At 41.1% G+C, this 20,701-nt stretch carries 20 protein-coding genes, 2 tRNA genes and 7 pseudogenes; 25 read left to right on the forward strand and 4 right to left on the reverse strand.

Going from position 1 to position 20,701, the window contains the following annotated elements; translation table 11 throughout:
• The first annotated feature begins 535 nt into the window (after positions 1-535).
• On the forward strand, positions 536-1,720 hold the full coding sequence (locus IQ276_RS06150) for a calcium-binding protein (protein ID WP_193923604.1): 1,185 nt from the start codon (positions 536-538) through the stop codon (positions 1,718-1,720).
• Positions 1,721-1,747: 27 nt separating this feature from the next.
• Here the strand turns inward: IQ276_RS06150 and IQ276_RS06155 are convergent, their stop codons facing one another.
• Positions 1,748-1,939 carry a hypothetical protein gene (locus IQ276_RS06155; RefSeq protein ID WP_235115480.1) on the reverse strand — a complete coding sequence of 64 codons (192 nt, stop codon included), beginning with the start codon at positions 1,937-1,939 and terminating at the stop codon, positions 1,748-1,750.
• Positions 1,911-2,216: pseudogene (locus tag IQ276_RS06160) on the reverse strand (hypothetical protein); the annotation flags it as partial. The gene IQ276_RS06155 and the pseudogene IQ276_RS06160, both read right to left, overlap by 29 nt.
• A gap of 41 nt (positions 2,217-2,257) precedes the next feature.
• Here IQ276_RS06160 and IQ276_RS41360 point away from each other — a divergent pair.
• The 9 genes and pseudogenes from IQ276_RS41360 to IQ276_RS06200 form a co-directional block, all read left to right on the forward strand.
• Positions 2,258-2,392 (forward strand): annotated as a pseudogene (locus IQ276_RS41360) (DUF6653 family protein); the annotation flags it as partial.
• Between the two features lie 11 nt (positions 2,393-2,403).
• The gene (locus IQ276_RS41365) at positions 2,404-2,553 is read left to right on the forward strand and encodes a hypothetical protein (protein ID WP_235115481.1); all 150 of its coding nucleotides are present in this window, start codon (positions 2,404-2,406) and stop codon (positions 2,551-2,553) included.
• 92 nt (positions 2,554-2,645) lie between these two features.
• Positions 2,646-3,224, forward strand: a complete 579-nt coding sequence (locus IQ276_RS06170; protein ID WP_193923596.1) for an Alr1449 family protein — start codon at positions 2,646-2,648, stop codon at positions 3,222-3,224.
• Positions 3,225-3,382: 158 nt separating this feature from the next.
• Positions 3,383-3,458: transfer RNA gene (locus IQ276_RS06175), tRNA-Met, on the forward strand.
• 1 nt (position 3,459) lies between these two features.
• Positions 3,460-3,536: transfer RNA gene (locus IQ276_RS06180), tRNA-Ile, on the forward strand.
• A 589-nt stretch (positions 3,537-4,125) separates the two neighbouring features.
• Positions 4,126-4,989, forward strand: a pseudogene (locus tag IQ276_RS06185) (slipin family protein); the annotation flags it as partial.
• Between the two features lie 68 nt (positions 4,990-5,057).
• Positions 5,058-5,912, forward strand: coding sequence for an IS5 family transposase (locus IQ276_RS06190; protein ID WP_235115308.1), 855 nt, complete (start codon positions 5,058-5,060; stop codon positions 5,910-5,912).
• 11 nt (positions 5,913-5,923) lie between these two features.
• Positions 5,924-6,592 (forward strand): annotated as a pseudogene (locus IQ276_RS06195) (slipin family protein); the annotation flags it as partial.
• Between the two features lie 160 nt (positions 6,593-6,752).
• A pseudogene (locus IQ276_RS06200) lies at positions 6,753-6,926 on the forward strand (IS630 family transposase); the annotation flags it as partial.
• Between the two features lie 27 nt (positions 6,927-6,953).
• On the opposite strand, the pseudogene IQ276_RS06205 reads toward IQ276_RS06200, so the two are convergent.
• A pseudogene (locus IQ276_RS06205) lies at positions 6,954-8,270 on the reverse strand (site-specific integrase); the annotation flags it as partial.
• Positions 8,271-8,583: 313 nt separating this feature from the next.
• Between IQ276_RS06205 and IQ276_RS40890 the strand changes: the two are divergent.
• The 13 genes and pseudogenes from IQ276_RS40890 to IQ276_RS06270 all read left to right on the forward strand — a co-directional run.
• Positions 8,584-8,742 (forward strand): annotated as a pseudogene (locus IQ276_RS40890) (nitrogenase molybdenum-iron protein alpha chain); the annotation flags it as partial.
• A gap of 194 nt (positions 8,743-8,936) precedes the next feature.
• Entirely contained in the window at positions 8,937-10,472 is a 1,536-nt protein-coding gene (nifK, locus tag IQ276_RS06215; protein WP_193919250.1) for a nitrogenase molybdenum-iron protein subunit beta, read from the forward strand.
• Between the two features lie 156 nt (positions 10,473-10,628).
• Entirely contained in the window at positions 10,629-10,976 is a 348-nt protein-coding gene (locus tag IQ276_RS06220) for a Mo-dependent nitrogenase C-terminal domain-containing protein (RefSeq protein ID WP_190883193.1), read from the forward strand.
• 300 nt (positions 10,977-11,276) lie between these two features.
• Positions 11,277-12,689, forward strand: a complete 1,413-nt coding sequence (nifE, locus tag IQ276_RS06225; RefSeq protein WP_193919251.1) for a nitrogenase iron-molybdenum cofactor biosynthesis protein NifE — start codon at positions 11,277-11,279, stop codon at positions 12,687-12,689.
• Positions 12,690-14,027 (forward strand): nitrogenase iron-molybdenum cofactor biosynthesis protein NifN, encoded by a 1,338-nt coding sequence (gene nifN, locus IQ276_RS06230; RefSeq protein WP_073640072.1) that lies wholly within the window; start codon positions 12,690-12,692, stop codon positions 14,025-14,027.
• 138 nt (positions 14,028-14,165) lie between these two features.
• The gene (gene nifX, locus IQ276_RS06235) at positions 14,166-14,579 is read left to right on the forward strand and encodes a nitrogen fixation protein NifX (protein ID WP_190883189.1); all 414 of its coding nucleotides are present in this window, start codon (positions 14,166-14,168) and stop codon (positions 14,577-14,579) included.
• A complete protein-coding gene (locus tag IQ276_RS06240) occupies positions 14,576-15,052 on the forward strand; it encodes a NifX-associated nitrogen fixation protein (protein ID WP_193919253.1) in 477 nt (158 codons plus the stop codon). Before nifX ends, IQ276_RS06240 begins: the two co-directional genes overlap by 4 nt.
• Positions 15,053-15,283: 231 nt before the next feature.
• Positions 15,284-15,502: a CCE_0567 family metalloprotein gene (locus IQ276_RS06245; protein ID WP_190883183.1), complete on the forward strand. Its 219-nt coding sequence runs from the start codon at positions 15,284-15,286 to the stop codon at positions 15,500-15,502.
• Complete coding sequence (gene nifW, locus IQ276_RS06250) at positions 15,499-15,816, forward strand: nitrogenase-stabilizing/protective protein NifW (RefSeq protein ID WP_193925160.1); 318 nt, start codon at positions 15,499-15,501, stop codon at positions 15,814-15,816. Before IQ276_RS06245 ends, nifW begins: the two co-directional genes overlap by 4 nt.
• A 10-nt stretch (positions 15,817-15,826) precedes the next feature.
• Complete coding sequence (locus tag IQ276_RS06255) at positions 15,827-16,630, forward strand: HesA/MoeB/ThiF family protein (RefSeq protein ID WP_190883179.1); 804 nt, start codon at positions 15,827-15,829, stop codon at positions 16,628-16,630.
• 97 nt (positions 16,631-16,727) lie between these two features.
• The gene (locus IQ276_RS06260) at positions 16,728-17,099 is read left to right on the forward strand and encodes a HesB/IscA family protein (protein ID WP_190883177.1); all 372 of its coding nucleotides are present in this window, start codon (positions 16,728-16,730) and stop codon (positions 17,097-17,099) included.
• A gap of 99 nt (positions 17,100-17,198) precedes the next feature.
• A complete protein-coding gene (locus IQ276_RS06265) occupies positions 17,199-17,498 on the forward strand; it encodes a 2Fe-2S iron-sulfur cluster-binding protein (protein WP_193925159.1) in 300 nt (99 codons plus the stop codon).
• Between the two features lie 138 nt (positions 17,499-17,636).
• On the forward strand, positions 17,637-17,882 hold the full coding sequence (locus IQ276_RS06270) for a FeoA family protein (protein WP_309245583.1): 246 nt from the start codon (positions 17,637-17,639) through the stop codon (positions 17,880-17,882).
• 272 nt (positions 17,883-18,154) lie between these two features.
• Here IQ276_RS06270 and IQ276_RS06275 read toward each other — a convergent pair whose 3' ends face one another.
• Positions 18,155-18,364, reverse strand: coding sequence for a TOBE domain-containing protein (locus IQ276_RS06275; RefSeq protein ID WP_190883169.1), 210 nt, complete (start codon positions 18,362-18,364; stop codon positions 18,155-18,157).
• Between the two features lie 603 nt (positions 18,365-18,967).
• Here IQ276_RS06275 and IQ276_RS06280 point away from each other — a divergent pair.
• Both IQ276_RS06280 and IQ276_RS06285 read left to right on the forward strand, forming a co-directional pair.
• A complete protein-coding gene (locus IQ276_RS06280; RefSeq protein ID WP_193924601.1) occupies positions 18,968-19,444 on the forward strand; it encodes an ankyrin repeat domain-containing protein in 477 nt (158 codons plus the stop codon).
• A complete protein-coding gene (locus IQ276_RS06285) occupies positions 19,407-20,693 on the forward strand; it encodes a nitroreductase family protein (RefSeq protein ID WP_193924597.1) in 1,287 nt (428 codons plus the stop codon). The genes IQ276_RS06280 and IQ276_RS06285 overlap by 38 nt, the downstream gene beginning before the upstream one ends.
• Positions 20,694-20,701: the final 8 nt, after the last annotated feature.

Consider the following 20,701-nt stretch of genomic DNA (forward strand, 5'->3'; position numbering starts at 1 on the left):
TTACCTCTATAGTTCCCAAGATGCCCAAATTCTCACCTTTGTTTAACTTTACAAAGGACAGAAAATTAATGACTTACTCTATAGGAATCCAGTTTGATTTTTGAATAAAATTCAGTAATACCATTTCACTAAAACCCTGATACATATAGATTTCGCGTAGGGAACATTGCCGTGCCCCTACCAACGTATTTGTATCATAATTAAAGTCAAACGGTATAACGCACCCTTCTTAAGGATTCAGTGCCGTACTCTCGCTGATAACGCACCCTACGTATGTATGGCATTTACTTTAAGCTTTGTTGCTGCCCAGATCCCCGACTTCCTGAAGAAGTCGGGAATCTAAATCCAACTTAAGTAAGTGCTATTCCAGCCTACGTATCTTTTCAAAAATCAAATATGATTCCTATATATTTTGGAATACGTTGAAAAATTTTTGGAAAAAGTCACCGGATTACTATTGATTTTTCAGAATAATAGCTCATCTAGATAATTTTTAGATTTCGCTGAACTGTATTGAGCTATAAAGGAAATTTTTATGACAACCCAAGTTTTTCGCGGCATTACCTACACTCCACAAGTCATTCAAGATAGTAATCAAAGAGTTCGCGGGACTGCAAATCCAGACTGGTTGGTTGTTGAAGGAAACAACAATATTGTAAATACACAAAATGGCAATGATGTTGTCTTATTAGGAAGAAGTGTAGACCTAATCTTTAATTTTGATACTAGCATTTTTAGCGGCGAAGTCTTGCAAACTAGCTCATTGCCGTGCAATCCTAATGAATTTCAAGCAACCGTTTATACTGGAGCCGGAGATGATTATGTTAGTTTAGGAGCTGGCAATCACACAATTCGTTTGGGCAGTGGAAACAACTTTTTAGATGATTATGGTGGAAACTATCTCTTCGATGCTGATGATAATATTATTGGCTTAGACGCCATTCCCAAATTAGTTGCGTCAGCAGGAGCAGGAGACGATATTTTCTATTTAGGTGGATTTGCCAACCGAACCATTAATGCCGGCAAAGGTAATAACTTAATTTTTTTAGGAGCCGGAGATGCCAACATTAGAACAGGGTCAGGAAATGACGTTATCACCAGTGAACTTTCATTACTGACTTATCTTGATAGTGGTTTGCCATCTTATAACCAAAGCATCACAGCTGGAGATGGTGACAATCAAATTGCTGTAATTTCCTATGGTGAAACTACAATTAAAACCGGCTGCGGTGGAGATTTTATTCTGGCTTTTGGAATCCCTGGCTCAAGTTCTGCCAAAATTTATGCAGATGATGGCAACAATACAATTATTACAAATGATACTAACAGCGTTATTCAGTCTGGTTCAGGTAATGATTTAATTTTTGCCGGTTCAGGTGATGATATTATCCGGGTGGGAAATGGCAATAATGTCATAAATCTGCGGGGAACGATGGTTTGTCTACCTGAACCTTTAAGCAAAGATACAAACCTGTTTGGTTCATCTGTGGAGATAACAGGTGGGGGGAATGATAAAGTTTACTTGGGTGAAGGAACAGATACAGTGATTCTAGGAAGTAGTGGTTTTGCTACTATCTACGGCTTTGGTTGCGGCGATCGCTTAAATGTCAACGGCTTAAACGCCAGCTTCAGCCGCATAGGAAAGGATACGGTAATTAATTCATGTGGTGGTTCTTTGGGAATTCTCAAAGGATATACAGGTTCGGTAGATTTGGTGTAAGAGTTGCTCCTGGCGTAGACATCGCACTTAATTAAAACGTTTCAAAAACCCAGTTTTTCCGCCGCTGATTTTGCTGTTCTGTAGGGTGCGTTGTCGCAAAGCGCAACGCACCATAATATCATTCAAATATCTCAGAGCGATCGCCCTGAGATATTTGGGCTTGATCAAATTTTGAGTAATAGCCGACATCCTAACTTGTTGCTGCTGCTTGTTTTCCATTCTTGCCCTCTACACTGGCAACAAACTCAGGTTGCTCAACAGTGGAAGTTGGCGACTCGCCTCGGAGTCCCTTACGACGCTTGTTTTTAGGAACTCCTCCCGCCATACCGTACTCTACACTGCTTTTGCCATATCGAGTCCCAACTGCCATCAGCATGTGTTCTGTCATATCTCCCAACTCGTTTTCTGTTTCCAGCATTTCACGGTACAATTTATCCAAGCTGGAAAGCGCACTGTTATAGGCATTTTCTCTAGTCCGCATCTTCTCGATCAGGCTAAGGTGTTCTTGGGGAACGAGTCTGGTTAAATCGCGATCAAATTCCTGTTCCCCAGCACCATCATCATGTCCCTAATATTCTCAGCGGTATCTCTGCCTTGGGTGGAATTTTACTCATTTGGGGCTTAATCGAACTCAACAGCTGGATTACTTTGTTGGGTTTTACCCTGGTTACACTAGGTAAGCTTTGGTTCATCGATCGCATGGTGTGGCTTTACAGCGACATGAAAGGCGTAAATCAAGAGTATCAAAGCTGGCTGTATTAATGCGGGATAACAAACAAGTGCAGGAGATTGTCGAAAGGGCGCAACGCGGCTTACTATTACTGGGAATTTGATAATATTAACGAAAAGGGCGTAGGCGGGCTTATCGGAATCGCCTACTATTTAACTTAGGCGATCGCAAAACCAGCAAAAAAACAAAAACACTATGGCAAAGCGTAAAAAAAGCAATCTCCAGTGGATTAAAGAAACGCTTGAACTAAAGCCTGACCATCGCTGGGAATCTCCATCAGGCTACAAAATATTTGTCGCCAATCGTGGGGCTGTTCGCTTCAATGTCCCCCAAGATTGGGTTTTTGAACCACAAGAAAAATCTTTCAAGTTTGTCGATAAAAAACCGCCCAACGATGATTGCTGTCTGGAAGTATCTTTCAATCAGTTACCCCCCAATGATTGGAGCCAGTTTCCCCTCAAATCTACCTTAAAGAAAGTGGTAGAAGACGACAGTCGCAACCCCATTGAAAAGGGAGAAATTATTACCGTCAAGCGCCAAACCGCCAAAATTGTCTGGACAGAGATTAAGTTTATTGACACTCAAGAAGAACCACGGGAAGCTTTTTCCCGGATTTGTATCGGTTTGGGGTCGAATGTTCAGTGCTTGATTACATTCGATTATTGGGCAGATCAAGCAGAACAACTAATACCCGTTTGGGATGAAGCAATCCGTAGTCTCACATTAGGGTTATATATTCGTGACCCCATGACTGGTTTAGCTTTTCCAGATTGAAGCCCAATCCCCAATCCCCAATCCCCAATCCCTTTATGCTAAATTTGGAGCGGGATAGTAACAAAGTTACAAAGCTATGGTTCAGGTTCTATCTGCCTGACTGATGCGCTAACCTTTGGTATGAGCGTATGTCGCCGAGTGCTTGAAACTATACCACCGTTTGATTAGCTCAGTTGGCAGAGCGATCGACTCATAATCGATGTGTCACAGGTTCGAGTCCTGTATCAAACACCAAAGGAAGTTAGCTCAATTGGTTAGAGCGATCGACTCATAATCGATGTGTTGTAGGTTCAATTCCTATACTTTCACCCAACCCTGTCCGGGTCAAAAGACATTACCCTTTTAAGGTAACCAATGTGGCACGGGAGAAATCCCAAAACGGTTCGATTCCGTAATTTTCCAAACTCTGCGGTGCAAGTGTTCTGCTGTCGCTCATTACTCCCAAGGTAATGTTTGATAGCTACAGTCAAGGAGCCAGCGCAACTGTATTTCTCCTTCACTTGAGTATGTCCCTTCGTTTTCCACACTCGATTTCTCTACGGAGATTCTCGATTGCTAACCGAACGGCATATTTGAACGCAGTTATCTTTCTCCAGACTCCTGGGGAAAGTAACAGCAATCTTAATCCAGTTTTGAAGAAACTTTTGCCCGCACCTCAACTGTAAACACTTGATTAGCAGAGTCAAAAATTTTTGTATTATAATACTACAAGTAGCTAAAATAAATCCTTTAGCTTGCTGTCACTTGTGAAACTACGATTTAAATCACAGGTGGTATTTAGTTTCAAGCAAGGTTATAAATGTCTTGATTATATCTTCTTAGCTGGTTGCGATGGCTACGCCCAACCCAGGCATCGCGCAACTTACCTAAAGTATCGCTCAAATTATCTATGCAAATTACTATGTGGAAAACATTTTATATCAAACCTAATGAAATCGGCATCTTATATCACCGCAGTGACTTCAAGAAAATTTTACAGCCTGGTACACACACTTATTTTGGTCGCCATTGGCAAGTTAAAATCTACGACCTCAATCAGCCACAAACTCAGATTGAAAACCTAGAACTGTTGTTACGCAATCATCAACCTGAACTGCAACAACATTTATTGATTATCAGAACTGGATACAATCAAGCTGCGTTAGTACGCTGGGGTCAGAATTGGGTAAGCGTTGCACCAAATCAATTGATGGCTTTTTGGCGTGGTTTTATTGAGGTAGAATCTCATCTCTTCAACTTAGAAGAAAGTTTAGAATTGCCTGCTTCTTTTGTGCAGCAACTACGTAAATTCGCCTTGAGTGGACTGAAAAAGTTTCAAATTTCCGAGTATGAAATTGGTTTACTATATGTGCAAAATGATTTTGTGCGACCTCTAGAACCTGGAGAGTATGCTTTTTGGTCAGTAGATCGGGATGTTTCAGTGCGGACTCTCAGTCGAATAGTGCCTAACCCAGACTTTCCCCTGGAAGATGTTCTAATTGAAAAACATCCTGATTTTGTTGCCGCCTACTGCCAAACAGTGCAATTACTGAATTGGCAAGTTGCAATTGTGCGGTATCGAGGTAAAGTGATTTCTATTTTGCCACCTACAAGCCGCAAGTTGTTTTGGCAAGGTGTTGAGGTGGAAATTATCGACATCAGCGCCGATGCTCAGTTAGAGTCTCGTTTAGTGGCTGAGTTGGTTGAGGGTTCAGCAGAAGTGAAATTGCTCAGTCGCAACTGTTTGCATATTTGCCAAGTACCCGCACAGCACATCGCACTACTATAGAACCCATTTGACATCTTGTGAGGTTTTGAATTAAGGTACTCCTCAGCATCTAAAATCCAATACTAATGGCGTATTCCAGCAACCTCACTGATGCAGAATGGGAAATTTTTGAACCCTTATTGCAAGAGATATTACCGACTAAGAAGCAGACTCGACCGACCAACTGGCCAAAGCGAGATATCTTCAATGGAATTCTCTATCAACTAAAAAATGGATGCAATTGGCAAGACTTACCTAAAGACCTCCCCCCTTATTCCACTGTATATTGGCACTACAAACAGTGGCGAGCAGCCGGGGTATTTGAGGAACTGATGAGTGTCTTACATGGACAAGTGCGTGAACAGGTAAAAAAAAAACCGCACTGGACGACATTGATCATCATTGACTCCCAAGCAGTGAAAAATACCTGCAACGCCAGTGTGGAGTCGAAAGGTTTTTGCTTCTACAAAGCCACCAACGGTATTAAAAGGCATTTGGCTATTGACACCCTTGGGTTTCCCTTTTTTACGCTCTGTACTCGCGCCAATGTCTCGGATGATGCCGGATTAATTGAGATGTTTACTCTCAACATCGACTACTTCAAGTCAAAACCTATCGATATTCCCAAGATTACTATCCTGCTAGATCATGGGTATCACCCAGAATATTTGACTCAGGAGTTAGAGCGAATTTACCCAGAGATCATGACCAAAATTCAGTTTCAACTTTCTACGAAACCCTCAAAACAAGAGAAAGCGGCACAAGGAAAATCTGGATTTGTTCCGGCAATAGCTAGATGGGTGATCGAACGCTCCAATGCTTGGATGGAGCGCTGTAAAATTCTGGTTAAGAACTTTGAACGAACCCTGGTTAGTGCCACTGCCAAACTCAATATCTGCTTCATCAGGCTAATGATTAAGAGGCTTGCAGCACCTTCTTAGATGTCAAATGGGTTCTATACATTAATCAAGAGTTTCAAGGACAGCGATCGCCAGGGGTACACGCTTGGTGGTTATTTGGACGCTCTTTTCAAACCGAAACCATCGACTTGAGACTACAAAATATGGAAGTATCAGGTCAAGATATCCTTTCTAAGGATAAAGTACCTCTGCGGTTAAATTTGACAGCTGGCTTCCGTATCCAAGATCCATTGAGAGCAAAAAGCGGCTTATCAGATATTTCCGGCTTCTTATACAAAGAATTGCAATTTGCTTTGCGTGGTGCGATCGGCGAACGCAATTTAGACACCTTATTAGAAGATAAAGGTGCAATTGACAGAAGTATATCTGAATACATTCGCCAGAAAACCGCAGACTATGGAATCGAAGTAGATTCTGTAGGCGTCAAAGACATTATTTTACCTGGCGAGATTAAGACGATCTTGAGCAAAGTAGTCGAAGCAGAAAAAGCCGCTCAAGCAAACGTAGTCAGACGCAGAGAAGAAACCGCTGCTACTCGCAGTATGTTAAACACTGCCAAAGTGATGGAGGATAACCCCGTGGCATTGCGTCTGAAGGAACTCGAAGTATTAGAACGCATTGCAGAGAAGATCGATCGCATTCAAGTTAACGGTAGTTTGGATAATATTTTGACAGACATGATTCGGATCAATGGGCAATGATTTAGTGATTGATGGCGATCGTACACCGTGAGAATGCGGCAATTTTTTAGTTGCGATCGCCTCTGGCTCCTCTTTAAACCAACTTATATAGGACTCCTATTTGATTTTTGAACAAAACTAGGAGAAAATACGCAGGAAAGTAAAAGTCTAACAGGGAACAATGCTTAGTCAGCATTTAGAAACTGCGAGACTCGCACTGCGAGCATCGCGGCAACAGTCAACAGAGAAAAATGCACTTGATGCGCTCGCTAAACTACAAGATTTTATAGATATGCGTCCAGATGCACGTGAAGTTAGGAAAGCGTTGGCAGTCAAGTTGGTTTATCAAGGCTACTTTTAATACTTTCCATTTCTTAAAAATTTAACTCCGTTTATAAACTAACTCCATGTTCAACTTATCAATCTCCAACTTCAACTTCTCATTCTCTATTCTCAGTTTAGCATTCTCCTCCCTAATCAACTCAACTTCATTCCTCTTACTCAACGCCTGATTCATTGCCAATTTTCGCATATCGAGCGAGAACCAACGCTGATAAGTTTGCGTGTGAACTTGCACGCTATGACCCAAATTATCCGCCGCTGCTTTAATTGGGATTCCCAAAATATGCGCTCGAATTGCCCAAGCGTGACGTAAATCATAGGGTTTAAAATCAAATCCAATTTTACGAAACCACCAACTAATTCGCTGTGTTAATGCCGTTATTTCTGCATGATTAGTATTATCTTTTTTACTAATTTCCACTGCCAACATCTCTAAATATTTCGGATTTCTCAAATCAAATTCCTCAATCCATTGCTTATGTAACGGTAGTGCTTCCCTCTCCCCAGTCTTAGAATCTTTATGAACTTTCCATGTTAAATCTAAATTTTCTGGACTTAACCACCAATCAATATCAGGATTAATAAAAAGCTCCCGTGGTCGTAAACCAAAAACTGCTAACATTCCATAAGCCCAGCGCCAAAGCTGCCAGCTATCTTGAACATTTTGATTAACTTGATTGCCTCTGTTATTTAAATAATCTTCAAATTTGCTAATTCCCTCAGCTATTTCTGCATCGGTGGGTATATTCCGGGAATTATTGTCAGGCATCTTGGAATATTTAGATAAATCAATTTCGATTTTGAATGCTTGACAAAATGCAGCGATCGCTCTAGTTGCATTATATTTAGCCCATTCTTTATCGATTTTTTCAATTGAATTTATCAAATTCTCAGAAGTCGCTAAATCTGTGGGATTAGTGAATCGCTTGGTTCGGGAAAAATAATAAAAAAAAGTATGTTCGCTTTTTGTCGTGCGTTTGTGAGTTTTAAAATATTCATCTTCAAATTTTTCGAGTAATTCCCCGATTGTTTGAAAATCTTTTCTAATTGCCTCATTGCCTAAATATTTATCATTCCATTCAAAGGTATGCCGTGCAATTAACTTTCCTAATTCATAAGCTTCTTCCTCAGCGGTTTTTAATCCATCTAAGTTGGCGGGAATATTCAAACTCAGATTGTACTGCTTTCTCCCAGTGCCGTTTTTGTCCTTATCTCCCGGTTTAATTGGTAACGTAGCACGTAATTGCAGACTTCCATTCGATTCTCTAATTGTCACTTTTGTTTTTGCAGACTTCAAACGCAGATTTACTGTCTCTAATTCCAATAGTACTTTTGATTTCATGTGTTCTCTTTGCTGCTATGTTTGCAGACTTAAACCAAAATAATTCGTAATTCGTAATTCGTAATTCGTAATTTAGGACTCTTGATTGCAGGTATTTCTGAATTTGAATATGAGATTTAAAAATCGACTCTTACTCTCTGCGACTCTGCGTCTCTGCGTGAGTAAACTCATATTTTCAATCCGCAACACCTAATTACGAACTACGAATTACGAATTACGAATTCTCCTTTAGCCTATATTTAGTCTAAAAATAAATGTGTTCTCAACAAACAATGTTTAATTCTGACATTGCTCATTGCAAACATTAGGCTGTTGAAAAAAATTAAACCACAAAAAGGATTACTCCGGTCCTTATCACGGTTATGATGGCTTTGCTATCTTCGCTCGTGATATGGATTTGGCACTCAACAGCCCAACCTGGGGATTAATTGGCGCTCCCTGGAGCAAAAAAGCTGAAGCTAAAGCCACAGCTAAAGCAACCGCCTAAAAAAAATGGGAGAGACATAAGTACCTGGGGCTAAAACCCCAGGAGGGAGTTGGGAATTCAAAATTCAAAATTAAAAATTCAAAATGATGTGTTTTGCATTTTGCATTTTGAGTTTTGAGTCATATTTCCACTCCCTCTCTCCTCACTGCCGATTCCTTGAATAGTAATAAATTCAGCAAGCTTGGAGATCAGAAATGCCTCAGAATCCCGAAAAAATTCAAGACCACGTAGAGCTATTTCACCAGCCGGAATACCAAGAATTATTCCAAAATAAGAAGCAATTTGAAAACGGTCACGACCCCGAAGAAGTAAAGCGGGTTTCAGAATGGACTAAGGGTTGGGATTACCGCGAAAAGAACTTCGCTCGTGAAGCTCTAACCGTGAACCCTGCTAAAGGTTGCCAACCTTTAGGAGCAATCTTCGCTGCTGTGGGTTTTGAAGGCACTCTGCCCTTTGTTCAAGGTTCCCAAGGTTGCGTTGCATACTTCCGCACCCACTTAACCCGTCACTACAAAGAACCATTTTCTGGTGTATCTTCTTCGATGACTGAAGATGCAGCGGTGTTTGGTGGACTGCAAAACATGATTGACGGCTTGGCGAACTCTTACCAACTCTACAAGCCCAAGATGATTGCTGTCTGCACCACCTGTATGGCAGAAGTAATTGGTGATGACTTACAAGCTTTCATCAACAACGCTAAGAAAGCTGGTTCAGTTCCTCAAGATTTCCCAGTTCCTTACGCTCACACCCCCAGCTTTGTTGGTTCCCACATCACTGGTTACGACAACATGATGAAGGGAATTCTTTCTAACCTGACCGCAGGTCAGAAGAAAGAAACCAGCAATGGTAAGATCAACTTCGTCCCAGGTTTTGACACCTACGTTGGCAACAACCGCGAAATCAAGCGGATTGCTTCTCTGTTTGGCTTTGACTACACGATTCTAGCTGACAACAGCGACTACTTGGATTCACCCAACACAGGTGAGTTCGATATGTATCCAGGTGGTACAAAGCTGGAAGATGCAGCAGATTCAATTAATGGTAAAGCTACAGTTTTCTTGCAATCACACTCTACAGTCAAGACTCGTGAGTACATTGAAAAAGAGTGGAAGCAACCAACCGTAGTTTCCCGTCCTTGGGGTATTAAAGCTACTGATGAGTTCCTGATGAAACTCAGCGAACTATCTGGTAAGCCCATTCCTGAAGAATTGGAAATCGAACGCGGTCGTGCAGTTGACGCAATGACTGACTCTCACTCATGGATTCACGGCAAGCGCTTCGCTATCTACGGTGAACCTGATTTAGTTTACAGCGTTGTGGGCTTCATGCTGGAAATGGGTGCTGAACCAGTGCATATTTTGGTTCACAACAGCAACGAAGTATTTGAAGCAGAAATGAGAGAACTGCTTGCTTCTAGCCCCTTCGGTCAAAATGCAACCATCTGGCCTGGTAAAGACCTGTGGCACATGCGTTCCTTGTTGTTCACTGAACCCGTAGACTTACTAATCGGTAACACCTACGGTAAGTACCTGTGGCGCGATACCAAGATTCCCCTCGTGAGAATTGGTTATCCCATTATGGATCGTCACCACTTGCACCGCTACAGCACCATCGGTTACCAAGGTGTAATCAACTTACTCAACTGGGTTGTAAATACCTTGTTTGAAGAAATCGATCGCAACACCAATATTCCTTCTAAGACCGATATTTCCTACGACTTGATTCGTTAGGAATTGCGAAACAACGCAAGTTATTAGGAACTAGCGGCTAGGGACTGGGGACTAGGGATTGGGGACTGGGGATTTAATCTTCCCAATACCCAATACCCTCTCCCCAGTACCCAATACCCACTCCCAAATTTAGCATTTACCTGAGGCATGTAATCAATGGAAACTATCAATCAAACTCACAACCACACTCATACTCATCCTCATCCTAATTACCATCCACCTAACTATCAAAAACGCGGGATATTTAATAATATCCTCAATCCTTTACGTAATGTGGTGGATGGGATTCAGGTTAAAAATAATCGTCTCGCTCATTTAATTTGCCAAATAATTCCTTGCTGTTGTCCTTTTGAACGCCAAATAAAATTATTTGGCCGGTCTTTTGATATCCCACCATTGTGTAAACTCAATCCTTTATATGATGAGTTTGTCGGATTGCGTTTTCGTGCTTTGTCTTACCTCGCCGATGTATGTGGAGAGGATGTCACGAAATATATTTGTTAGCCAATCCATTTTGGATTTTAGATTTTGGATTTTGGATTGAAAGAAAAATTGCCAGAATTCAGGAGTCAATCCATTTTGGATTTTAGATTTTGGATTTTGGATTGAAAGAAAAGTTGCCAGAATTCAGAATTCAGGAGTCAGGAGAACATTTGATGAATGAAGATATTAATCATACTAGACTCCTTACAAATTATCATTTGTGATTCCCGGTTACTGAATGCTTATTAAAAATCTAAAATCCAAAATCTAAAATCCAAAATCCCAAATTGTCGAAAATTGCCATCCACTAAGAGAAGAGAGATGAAAAGCACCCAAGGCAAAATTAACGAGCTGCTCAGTGAGTCAGGATGCGAACATAATCAGCAGAAACAATCAGAAAAGAAAAACAAGTCTTGCACCCAACAGGCACAACCAGGCGCTGCTCAAGGGGGCTGTGCTTTTGATGGGGCGATGATTGCCTTGGTACCGATCGCCGATGCAGCTCATTTAGTCCACGGACCGATCGCCTGTGCTGGTAATTCCTGGGGCAGTCGTGGTAGTCTCTCTTCTGGGCCTCAACTCTACAAGATGGGCTTTACGACTGACTTGGGTGAAAATGATGTCATTTTCGGTGGCGAAAAAAAGCTTTACAAAGCGATTCTAGAACTTCATGAACGCTACCAACCAGCGGCGGTGTTTGTCTACGCTACTTGCGTAACTGCTCTGATTGGCGATGATATTGATGCAGTTTGCAAAGCTGCGGCTGAGAAAATTGGTACTCCTGTAATCCCGGTAATTGCTCCCGGATTCATTGGCAGTAAAAATCTCGGCAACCGTTTTGGCGGTGAAGCTTTATTGGAATATGTTGTCGGGACAGCAGAACCGGAATACACTACGCCCTATGATATTAACTTAATAGGCGAGTACAATATCGCCGGGGAAATGTGGGGAGTAACGCCGCTGTTAGAAAAACTAGGCATCCGTATTTTGTCCAAAATTACGGGCGATGCTCGCTACGATGAAATTCGCTACGCCCACCGTGCCAAGCTCAATGTGATGATCTGTTCACGAGCGCTGCTCAATATGGCGAGAAAGATGGAGGAGCGTTACAACATCCCTTATATTGAAGAGTCTTTCTACGGCATCGATGATATGAATCGTTGTCTGCGAAATATTGCTGCTAAATTAGGCGACGCCGATTTACAAGAACGCACAGAAAAGCTGATTGCCGAAGAAACTGCTGCTTTAGATTTAGCACTGGCTCCTTATCGCGCTCGACTCAAAGGCAAGCGTGTTGTATTGTATACTGGCGGTGTTAAGAGTTGGTCGATTATCTCGGCTGCAAAAGACTTGGGTATTGAGGTGGTTGCTACCAGTACTCGAAAAAGTACTGAGGAAGATAAAGCCAAAATCAAGAAGTTGCTGGGTAACGATGGCATCATGCTAGAGAAAGGTAACGCCCAGGAATTGTTACAGCTGGTTAGAGATTCTCAAGCAGATATGTTGATTGCTGGAGGCCGTAATCAATACACCGCCTTGAAAGCCCGGATTCCTTTCTTGGATATTAACCAAGAACGCCACCATCCTTATGCAGGTTATGTGGGGATGATTGAGATGGCGCGGGAATTGTACGAAGCTCTTTATAGCCCGATTTGGGAGCAAGTACGCAAGCCTGCTCCGTGGGATGAGAACGGGGGGAGTTCTTTCAGTGCGTCAATGGAGGAGGTAATCTAAATGGCGATCGTTACTCTTTCTAACAAATCACTGACGGTTAATCCTCTTAAGCAAAGCCAAGCTTTGGGCGCATCCTTAGCTTTTTTGGGATTGAAGGGGACGATGCCTTTATTCCACGGTTCTCAAGGTTGTACTGCTTTCGCTAAAGTTGTGCTGGTGCGGCATTTTCGGGAAGCGATTCCCCTGGCTACCACTGCGATGACGGAAGTCACTACAATTTTGGGTGGCGAAGAAAATGTGGAACAGGCAATTCTGACTTTGGTAGAAAAGGCGAAACCAGAAATTATTGGTTTATGTACCACTGGGTTGACGGAAACTAGAGGAGATGACATCGAGGGTTTTCTCAAGGAAATCCGTCAACGCCATCCAGAATTGAATGATTTGGCGATCGTATTTGCTCCGACTCCCGATTTTAAAGGTGCGCTGCAAGATGGTTTTGCGGTTGCTGTCGAAAGCATAGTTAAGGAAATTCCGCGGGCGGGTGGAATTAAAACTGAACAAGTGACGATTTTGGCGGGTTCTGCTTTTACGCCAGGGGATGTACAGGAAATCAAAGAGATGGTGACGGCTTTTGGCTTGGTGCCCATCTTTGTACCTGACATCGGCGCCTCTCTCGATGGACACTTGGAAGATAACTATAGTGCGGTTACAGTCAGTGGAACAACCTTAAAACAGCTACGAGAAGTTGGTTGTTCTGCTTTCACCTTGGCTTTGGGCGAGAGTATGCGGGGTGCAGCCAAGATTTTGGAAGAGAGATTTGGCACTCCTTACGAGGTGTTTGGCGAACTGACTGGATTAGAACCAGTAGATGAGTTTCTGCAAGCATTGGCGATTTTGAGTGGTAACAGCGTACCAGAAAAATACCGCCGCCAACGTCGTCAGTTGCAAGATGCGATGTTGGACACGCACTTTTATTTTGGTGCTAAACGAGTTTCTTTAGCGCTGGAACCCGATTTGTTGTGGACAACAGTACATTTTCTGCAATCAATGGGAGCGCAGATTCATGCTGTGGTGACAACAACGCGATCGCCTTTACTCGAAAAACTCCCAGTTAAAAGCATTACCATCGGTGATTTGGAAGACTTTGAGGGTTTAGCAGCTGGTTCAGATTTGCTGATTGGGAACTCAAATGTCGGTGCGATCGCCAAACGCCTTTCGGTTCCTCTTTATCGTCTCGGACTGCCCATTTATGACCGCTTAGGTAATGGTCAGTTTACCAAAGTTGGTTACCGAGGCACAATGGAACTTTTATATGGCATGGGCAACCTCTTTTTAGAGGCAGAAGAAGCCAGAGTTAAGCAGTTACAAGAATTAGGAATTGTGGGTGCGGATTTTTGAACAATAATTCTGAATTCCAATACCAATTCTCTAAAATCAGCCAACAAATTCAATTCAGAAACCCAGACCATCACTACCTTTCTTAATTACGAATTACGAATTACGAATTACGAATTGGTATTAAAGAGGAGAATTACGATGAAAATTGCCTTCACTACGAGTGACCGAGTTCATATTAATGCTCATTTTGGATGGGCAAGATTAATTGATGTTTATGAAATTTCCGATGAGGGCTATCAATTTTTAGAAACCCTCAACTTTGAAGGTGACCTCAAAGAAGATGGAAATGAAGATAAAATCACACCCAAACTTGATGCGTTAGTTGATTGTACCATTGTTTATGTCACGGCAATTGGTGGCAGCGCTGCGGCTCGGTTAATCAAAAAAGGTGTTACCCCAGTGAAGGCGCGATCGGAAGAAGAAGAAATTAGTGAAGTGCTAAATAAATTAGTGCAAACCTTGAAAGGTAATCCTCCACCTTGGTTGCGTAAAGCTTTACAGCAAAAACCATCAAACTTTACAGATGAAGTTGGAGACGAAGCAACAGTATGACTATAAATAATAGTGTTAACGGAACCGCTTCCACCGAAGTCTTGAATTCGCCTTTTCTCAAGGTATTAATCAAACAGATTCGGGGTCAAGATAGCTATGGAATTTACCGTAGTTGGCCGGATGAACTGCTTCTCAAACCTTTTGTTGTTACCAAACAAAAGAAACGGGAAATTTCCGTTGAGGGTGAAGTTGATCCGGTAACTCAAGCTCGGATTATGGCATTTTTTCGAGCTGTAGCTGCTGGAATTGAACAAGAAACAGGTTTGATTTCTCAAGTTGTAATTGATTTGAGTCATGAAGGATTTGGCTGGGCGCTGGTTTTTTCTGGTCGTCTTTTGCTAGCTGTCAAAACCTTACGCGATGCTCAAAGATTTGGCTTTGATTCCCTGGAGAAATTAGCCCAAGAGGGAGAAAGCTACATCCAAAAAGGCATTGATTTGGCGAAGCGGTTCCCGGAAGTCGGGAAATTGTAACAATTTTAGATTTTGGATTATACCAATTGACGATTTGTAGAGACGCGATTCATCGCGTCTTGACCCAAGGATGTGTTGCGAACGTAGTTTTATCTCACGCAGAGGCGCAGAGGCGCAGAGAGGAAGTTGAGAGATATTGAGTGTTCGCAAATCATTTAGGGTTGATGTTTAGGAATATCATCCAATCCAAAATCTAAAATCTAAAATCCAAAATTGATTGTGGGGTTGCTGATGGTGCAAGCGGAAGAAACAAGAATTGAGGAACTCAAGGGACAAATCAGACGCCTCAACAGCAAAGCAGGTCAAATGAAGATGGATCTGCATGATTTAGCTGAAGGTTTGCCGACAGATTACAAACAACTTATGGATGTTGCAGCTGCAACTTATGAAATATTTCATCAGTTAGATGAACTTAAGCAACAGCTGAAAGAATTGGAGAATGCTAAATGACTGGAACTCTCGAACAATTCAAGCTGCTCGTAGATACAGAAGAATTTTTACAGTTCTTTAATCTGCCTTACGACCAACAGTTTGTCAATGTCAATCGTCTACATATTTTGAAAAAGTTTTCGCAATACATCAAGGAAATTGATGATAATTCTCCTGATTTGAGTGCAGAAGAAAGGCTAAATCAATATTCTTTGGCTTTGCAACAGGCTTATCAGGTATTTATGGAGTCAACACCCTATGAACAAAAGTTGTTCAAAGTGTTTAACGACAAGCCGAAAAATGTAGTCACACTGACAGAAATCACTTCTGATTAGGAGGTATAAATTGGTAAACCTAACGCCTACCGAATTAGAACGCTATCGTCGCCAAATGATGCTACCAAATTTTGGCGAAGCAGCACAGAAGCGCCTGAAGTCAGCGACAGTTCTGGTTACGGGTGTGGGTGGATTGGGCGGTACGGCGGCGCTTTACTTAGCAGTAGCGGGCGTTGGGCGGCTAATCCTAGTCCGGGGTGGTGACTTGCGGCTAGATGATATGAATCGTCAGGTTCTGATGACGGACGATTGGGTAGGTAAGCCAAGGGTATTCAAAGCTAAGGAAACTCTGGATGGAATCAATCCTGATGTCCAGGTGGAAGCAGTTCATGATTACATCACCCCGGAAAATGTAGATGCGTTGGTGCAATCGGCTGATATGGCTCTTGATTGTGCCCATAATTTTACGGAGCGCAATTTGTTAAATGAAGCTTGCGTGCGCTGGCGTAAGCCAATGGTGGAAGCTGCAATGGACGGGATGGAAGCTTACCTGACAACGATTATTCCTGGTGTGACTCCTTGTTTGTCCTGTCTGTTTCCGGAAAAGCCTGATTGGGATCGGCGCGGCTTTTCGGTTCTAGGTGCTGTTTCTGGGACACTGGCTTGTTTAACCGCGCTGGAGGCGATCAAGTTGATTACTGGGTTTAGTCAGCCTTTATTATCGCAATTGCTGACTATCGATTTGAGCCGATTGGAATTTGCCAAGCGCCGTTCTTACCGCGATCGCTCTTGTCCAGTATGCGGTAATAGTGCGCCCTGGAGATACGCTCAACCCAATTCAATGGAACCCAGCGGTATTGCACAAAATAGCTAATATTTTAGATTTTGAATTTTGGATTGAAGGAGAAATCTAAAATCTAAAATCTAAAATCCAAAATTGCCAGAGGACAAACAACAAATCAGGAGATCTGATGACTGTAACTTTATCCGAAAAAGCAGAATTTCATTTGTGGGCATTTCTACGAGGTTCCGCACCCGATGCTGATGGCGCAACTAAAGGTGTCCGTTTCTCTGTCAAAGATGGTGGTTGCAGTGGCTACGAATATGCAATGGATATCACTAGCAAGCCCCAAGCTGATGATTTGGTAATCCAGCAAGGCAAAGTGCTGGTTTACGTGGACGCCAAAAGTGCGCCGTTGTTAGAAGGAGTTGTGGTTGACTTCGTTGAGGGTGTGATGGAAAGCGGCTTTAAGTTCATCAACCCCAATGCAACTGAGAACTGCGGTTGTGGAAAGTCTTTCAAAACAGGTGACTGTACGCCGACTGGTGTACCTTGCAGCTAACACCATTCCTAGCTGGGCGATCGCATTGCAAAGCGATAGGTTGACTCAAAATTTTCGGGAATTAAACCTAATTGTATAACGTTTGAGGAGAATCTGAAAATGGCTACCTACCAAGTTAGATTAATCAACAAAAAAGAAGATCTCGACACCACAATTGAAGTTGATGAAGAGAGTACTATCTTAGAAGCAGCACACGAAAACGATATTGATTTGCCAGCTTCTTGTCATGCAGGTTCTTGCTCTAGCTGTGTTGGCAAGGTTGTTGAAGGTGAAATTAATCAAGAAGATCAAAACTTCCTCGATGACGATCAGGTTTCTAAAGGATACGCTTTACTTTGTGTAACCTATCCTCGTTCTAATTGCACAATTAAAACACATCAAGAAGCCTATTTGGTCTAAATCTTTATTCTGATTGCTGTTTTTAGCAATTAACTAAAAATAAAGGATGAAATATATTTCATCCTTTATTTTTCATAAATTCAGAATTCAGCAGTCAGAATTAATTTGAATTTAAGGAATAAATGAATTAAAATGTTTATGCCTTTTAGTGTGACTGGTTGCTCATTAGAATTATTGAGAATGCGAGAACAAGGACTTATCACTTTCTGCAAAATTCAGGATGAAGCAATTTTAAACAAACTGATATCAATGGCCATAGCACCAGGAAATTACATCACTGTCGAACAACGGTTTCCCTCGTTAATTATTAAATTAGGAAACACATCTTTACCAATAGATATGGAAATTGCCCGTGCTATTTATGTCCGAATAATTAAAAATTGAATTAATTCTAACAATCATATTTTATAGGAGTAGTATTTGATTTTTGAAATATTAGGTAGGGGAGCCAGTCGACCTCTTGCAAAAGTTTCTAACACCCCACCCCCAACCCCTCCCCAAGGCATCGGGGAGGGGAGCCTTTGCGTCAGCAAATGCGGGGTGGGGTTCTTTATTTTTGATTTATGCAAGAGACTCCATGAACACAATTCACAACGAAGGAATGAAAATATCTCTTTCCCAGTCCCCAGTCCCCAATACCTATTTTCAAGGCAGGTCTAATCAACAGCAACTATCACATCTGATGATTTAATCACTGCATAAGCCTGCTTACCTTCAACAAGTCCCAGCTTTTCCGCTGATGATTTTGTGATGATTGACACTAGCTCTACTCCTGGTGCTAGTTCTAAAGTTACCTCAGTATTAACCGAACCAGGTACAACTTTTTTGACAGTACCTTTGAGAGAATTACGAGCGCTAATTTCCATTTTTCGTCTTTTTTTTAGTTATGAATACTTAAACAAGGTAGCAAATGATGGTTTGAAAAATCAAATTATTTGAGATTTCTTAATAAGAATAAGAAAAATACCAAAGTTTATTGTTATATTCCTGGTTCATGTTGACTTTTATATTCTTTTTATTGACACGAGGTAAGTTAATTATTGAATGCTATTTGCTTAGTCTAATTTCTCAAAAAAAGCTGTCAAAAATACTCACAACCACTGTAGTTTCACAATTTTTTAAGTTTTTTTCTTCAATATGTCTGGGCATCTTTATAAATGATTCATAATTTAATCTTATCGGAGTGATAATATATAACTAAGCTAAATTGTTGTTAGTCAATATTCAGAATTCAAGTGTAAAAAAAGCTTGATGTTTGGCTAACAGACTTAACTTCTGTACTTCAGCAACTTGAAGTCTGCTGTATTAGGCAATTAGCGCAAATTAGAGCATTGATTTACTAATCAAAAAGCTTAATTGTAGCTAATTATAAGCATTATGAAATAATGGTGGGCATTGCCCACCATTAAGTTTGGCAAGCAAATTTATGCTTGTTAAATAGTGAGATTATTGGGATTTAAAGAATAAGTATGAGTCAAAATTTGAATGAAGCAACAACCCAATGGTTAATAGCAAAAGGCTATAATCCTGAGGGGTTAAATCAGCCAGGTGAAAATGGCGATACGGCTTTGATGAAAGCTACGAGAGAGGGTGTCTATGCAGTTGTTAAAGAACTGATTGATGCAGGTGCGGATATCAATGCTAGGAATAGCGATGGCAATAATGCTTTATGGTTCGCTTGTTTTGGAAACCACTACGATTTAATTAACTTGCTGCTGGCTCACAAGATTAACATTGACAACCAAAATGATAACGGTGCAACTGTTTTAATGTATGCAGCATCAGCCGGAAAAACAGAAGTCGTTAAGTTGCTCTTACAATACCATCCTAACTTAAATTTGCAAAACTTAGACGACTATAAAGCTCTTGATTTCGCCAGCAACGTAGAAGTTTTAAGGATACTCAAAAATGCCACAAAGCAAAATATCGGGCAAAGACTATCATGAAGCTACCAAGCATTCTTACTTATCGGTACAGATAGATCCAAATTATGTAGATGCTTCAACCCAACCATCTGCATTTAAATTCTATCCAAAATTTTATCGAAGAGTGAAATTAAATGTCAATAATCCTGTTCACTCTTTTATATCGTTAACCAGCGCGATAACACTGGAAAAAGTGTATAAAGACAGTCTCGATAAACTGCGGGTAAATCCGTCAGCAGGCGCTCTGTATCCTACGGAAGTTTACGTACAGCTTCGCAAAATTCCGGGAATACTAGATGGAATCTATCACTTAGAAGTTGAGAATAATTGTCTAACACTCATCTATGAATTAATTGATGATGGGCTAGAGAGTTATATTATACCGGGCAAAAGTATCAACGGATTCATCTTTTTAATTAGCTGTGTTTATTATAGGTCTAGCTGGAAATATCAAAATAGAAGCACGAGATATTGCTTTTTGGATAGCGGACACCATTTAGGTGCAATCGCGGCTTCAGCTTATCTCTACGAAAAAGATATACAACTAATTTTTGATTTTGATAAACTTGGTCTCAATTTAGCTTTGGGATTTGAGAATAAAGAGTTTATCACAGCTTGTGCGGTGTCAGGAGAATTACAAGAAAACAAAGTCAGACCCTTAAGGATGAAAGTTCCTTTTGTTTGTGGTACTGATTACTTTGAAGCTAATCAATTCATTGAAGATTCCTATCAAGCAACGGCTGTAGAAAAGAGTCGCCAGCAGAAACTAGAACAGCCCAAGTTTAGCTTGAACAAGGATAAATTTCATCAAATTGTTTTGAATAGACGTTCTATTAGACGTTTCCGGAAAAAGTCTATTTCTCAAGAAGATTATTTATATATAATGCAGCAACTTAAGCAGCCAATACCGACAGAAAATTATGAGGAAATAGATATTTATTCGGTGGTACATCGAGTAGAGGGAATGTCATGTGGGTTATATAAAGGTACATATCTGATTAAGAAGGGTAATTTCAGTGAAAAGACAGGTTACTTATGTATTAATCAAGCTATTGCTAGAGATAGCGCTGTAACTTTATTTTTTGTGTCTGATTATTTAAACTACCAAACCGCTATGCAAATAGCTGGTTTTCTAGGACAGAGACTTTATTTAGCTAGTAATTATTTGGGAATCGAGTGTAGTGGAATCGGTGCTTACTATGATGACGAAACCCAAGAATTATTAGAAACAAATAAAGATGTACTTTACGCAATGGTGATTGGAATATAAGCAGGAAA

It is taken from the genome of Desmonostoc muscorum LEGE 12446 (genome assembly GCF_015207005.2).
GTDB classification, from domain to species: Bacteria; Cyanobacteriota; Cyanobacteriia; order Cyanobacteriales; family Nostocaceae; genus Nostoc; species Nostoc muscorum.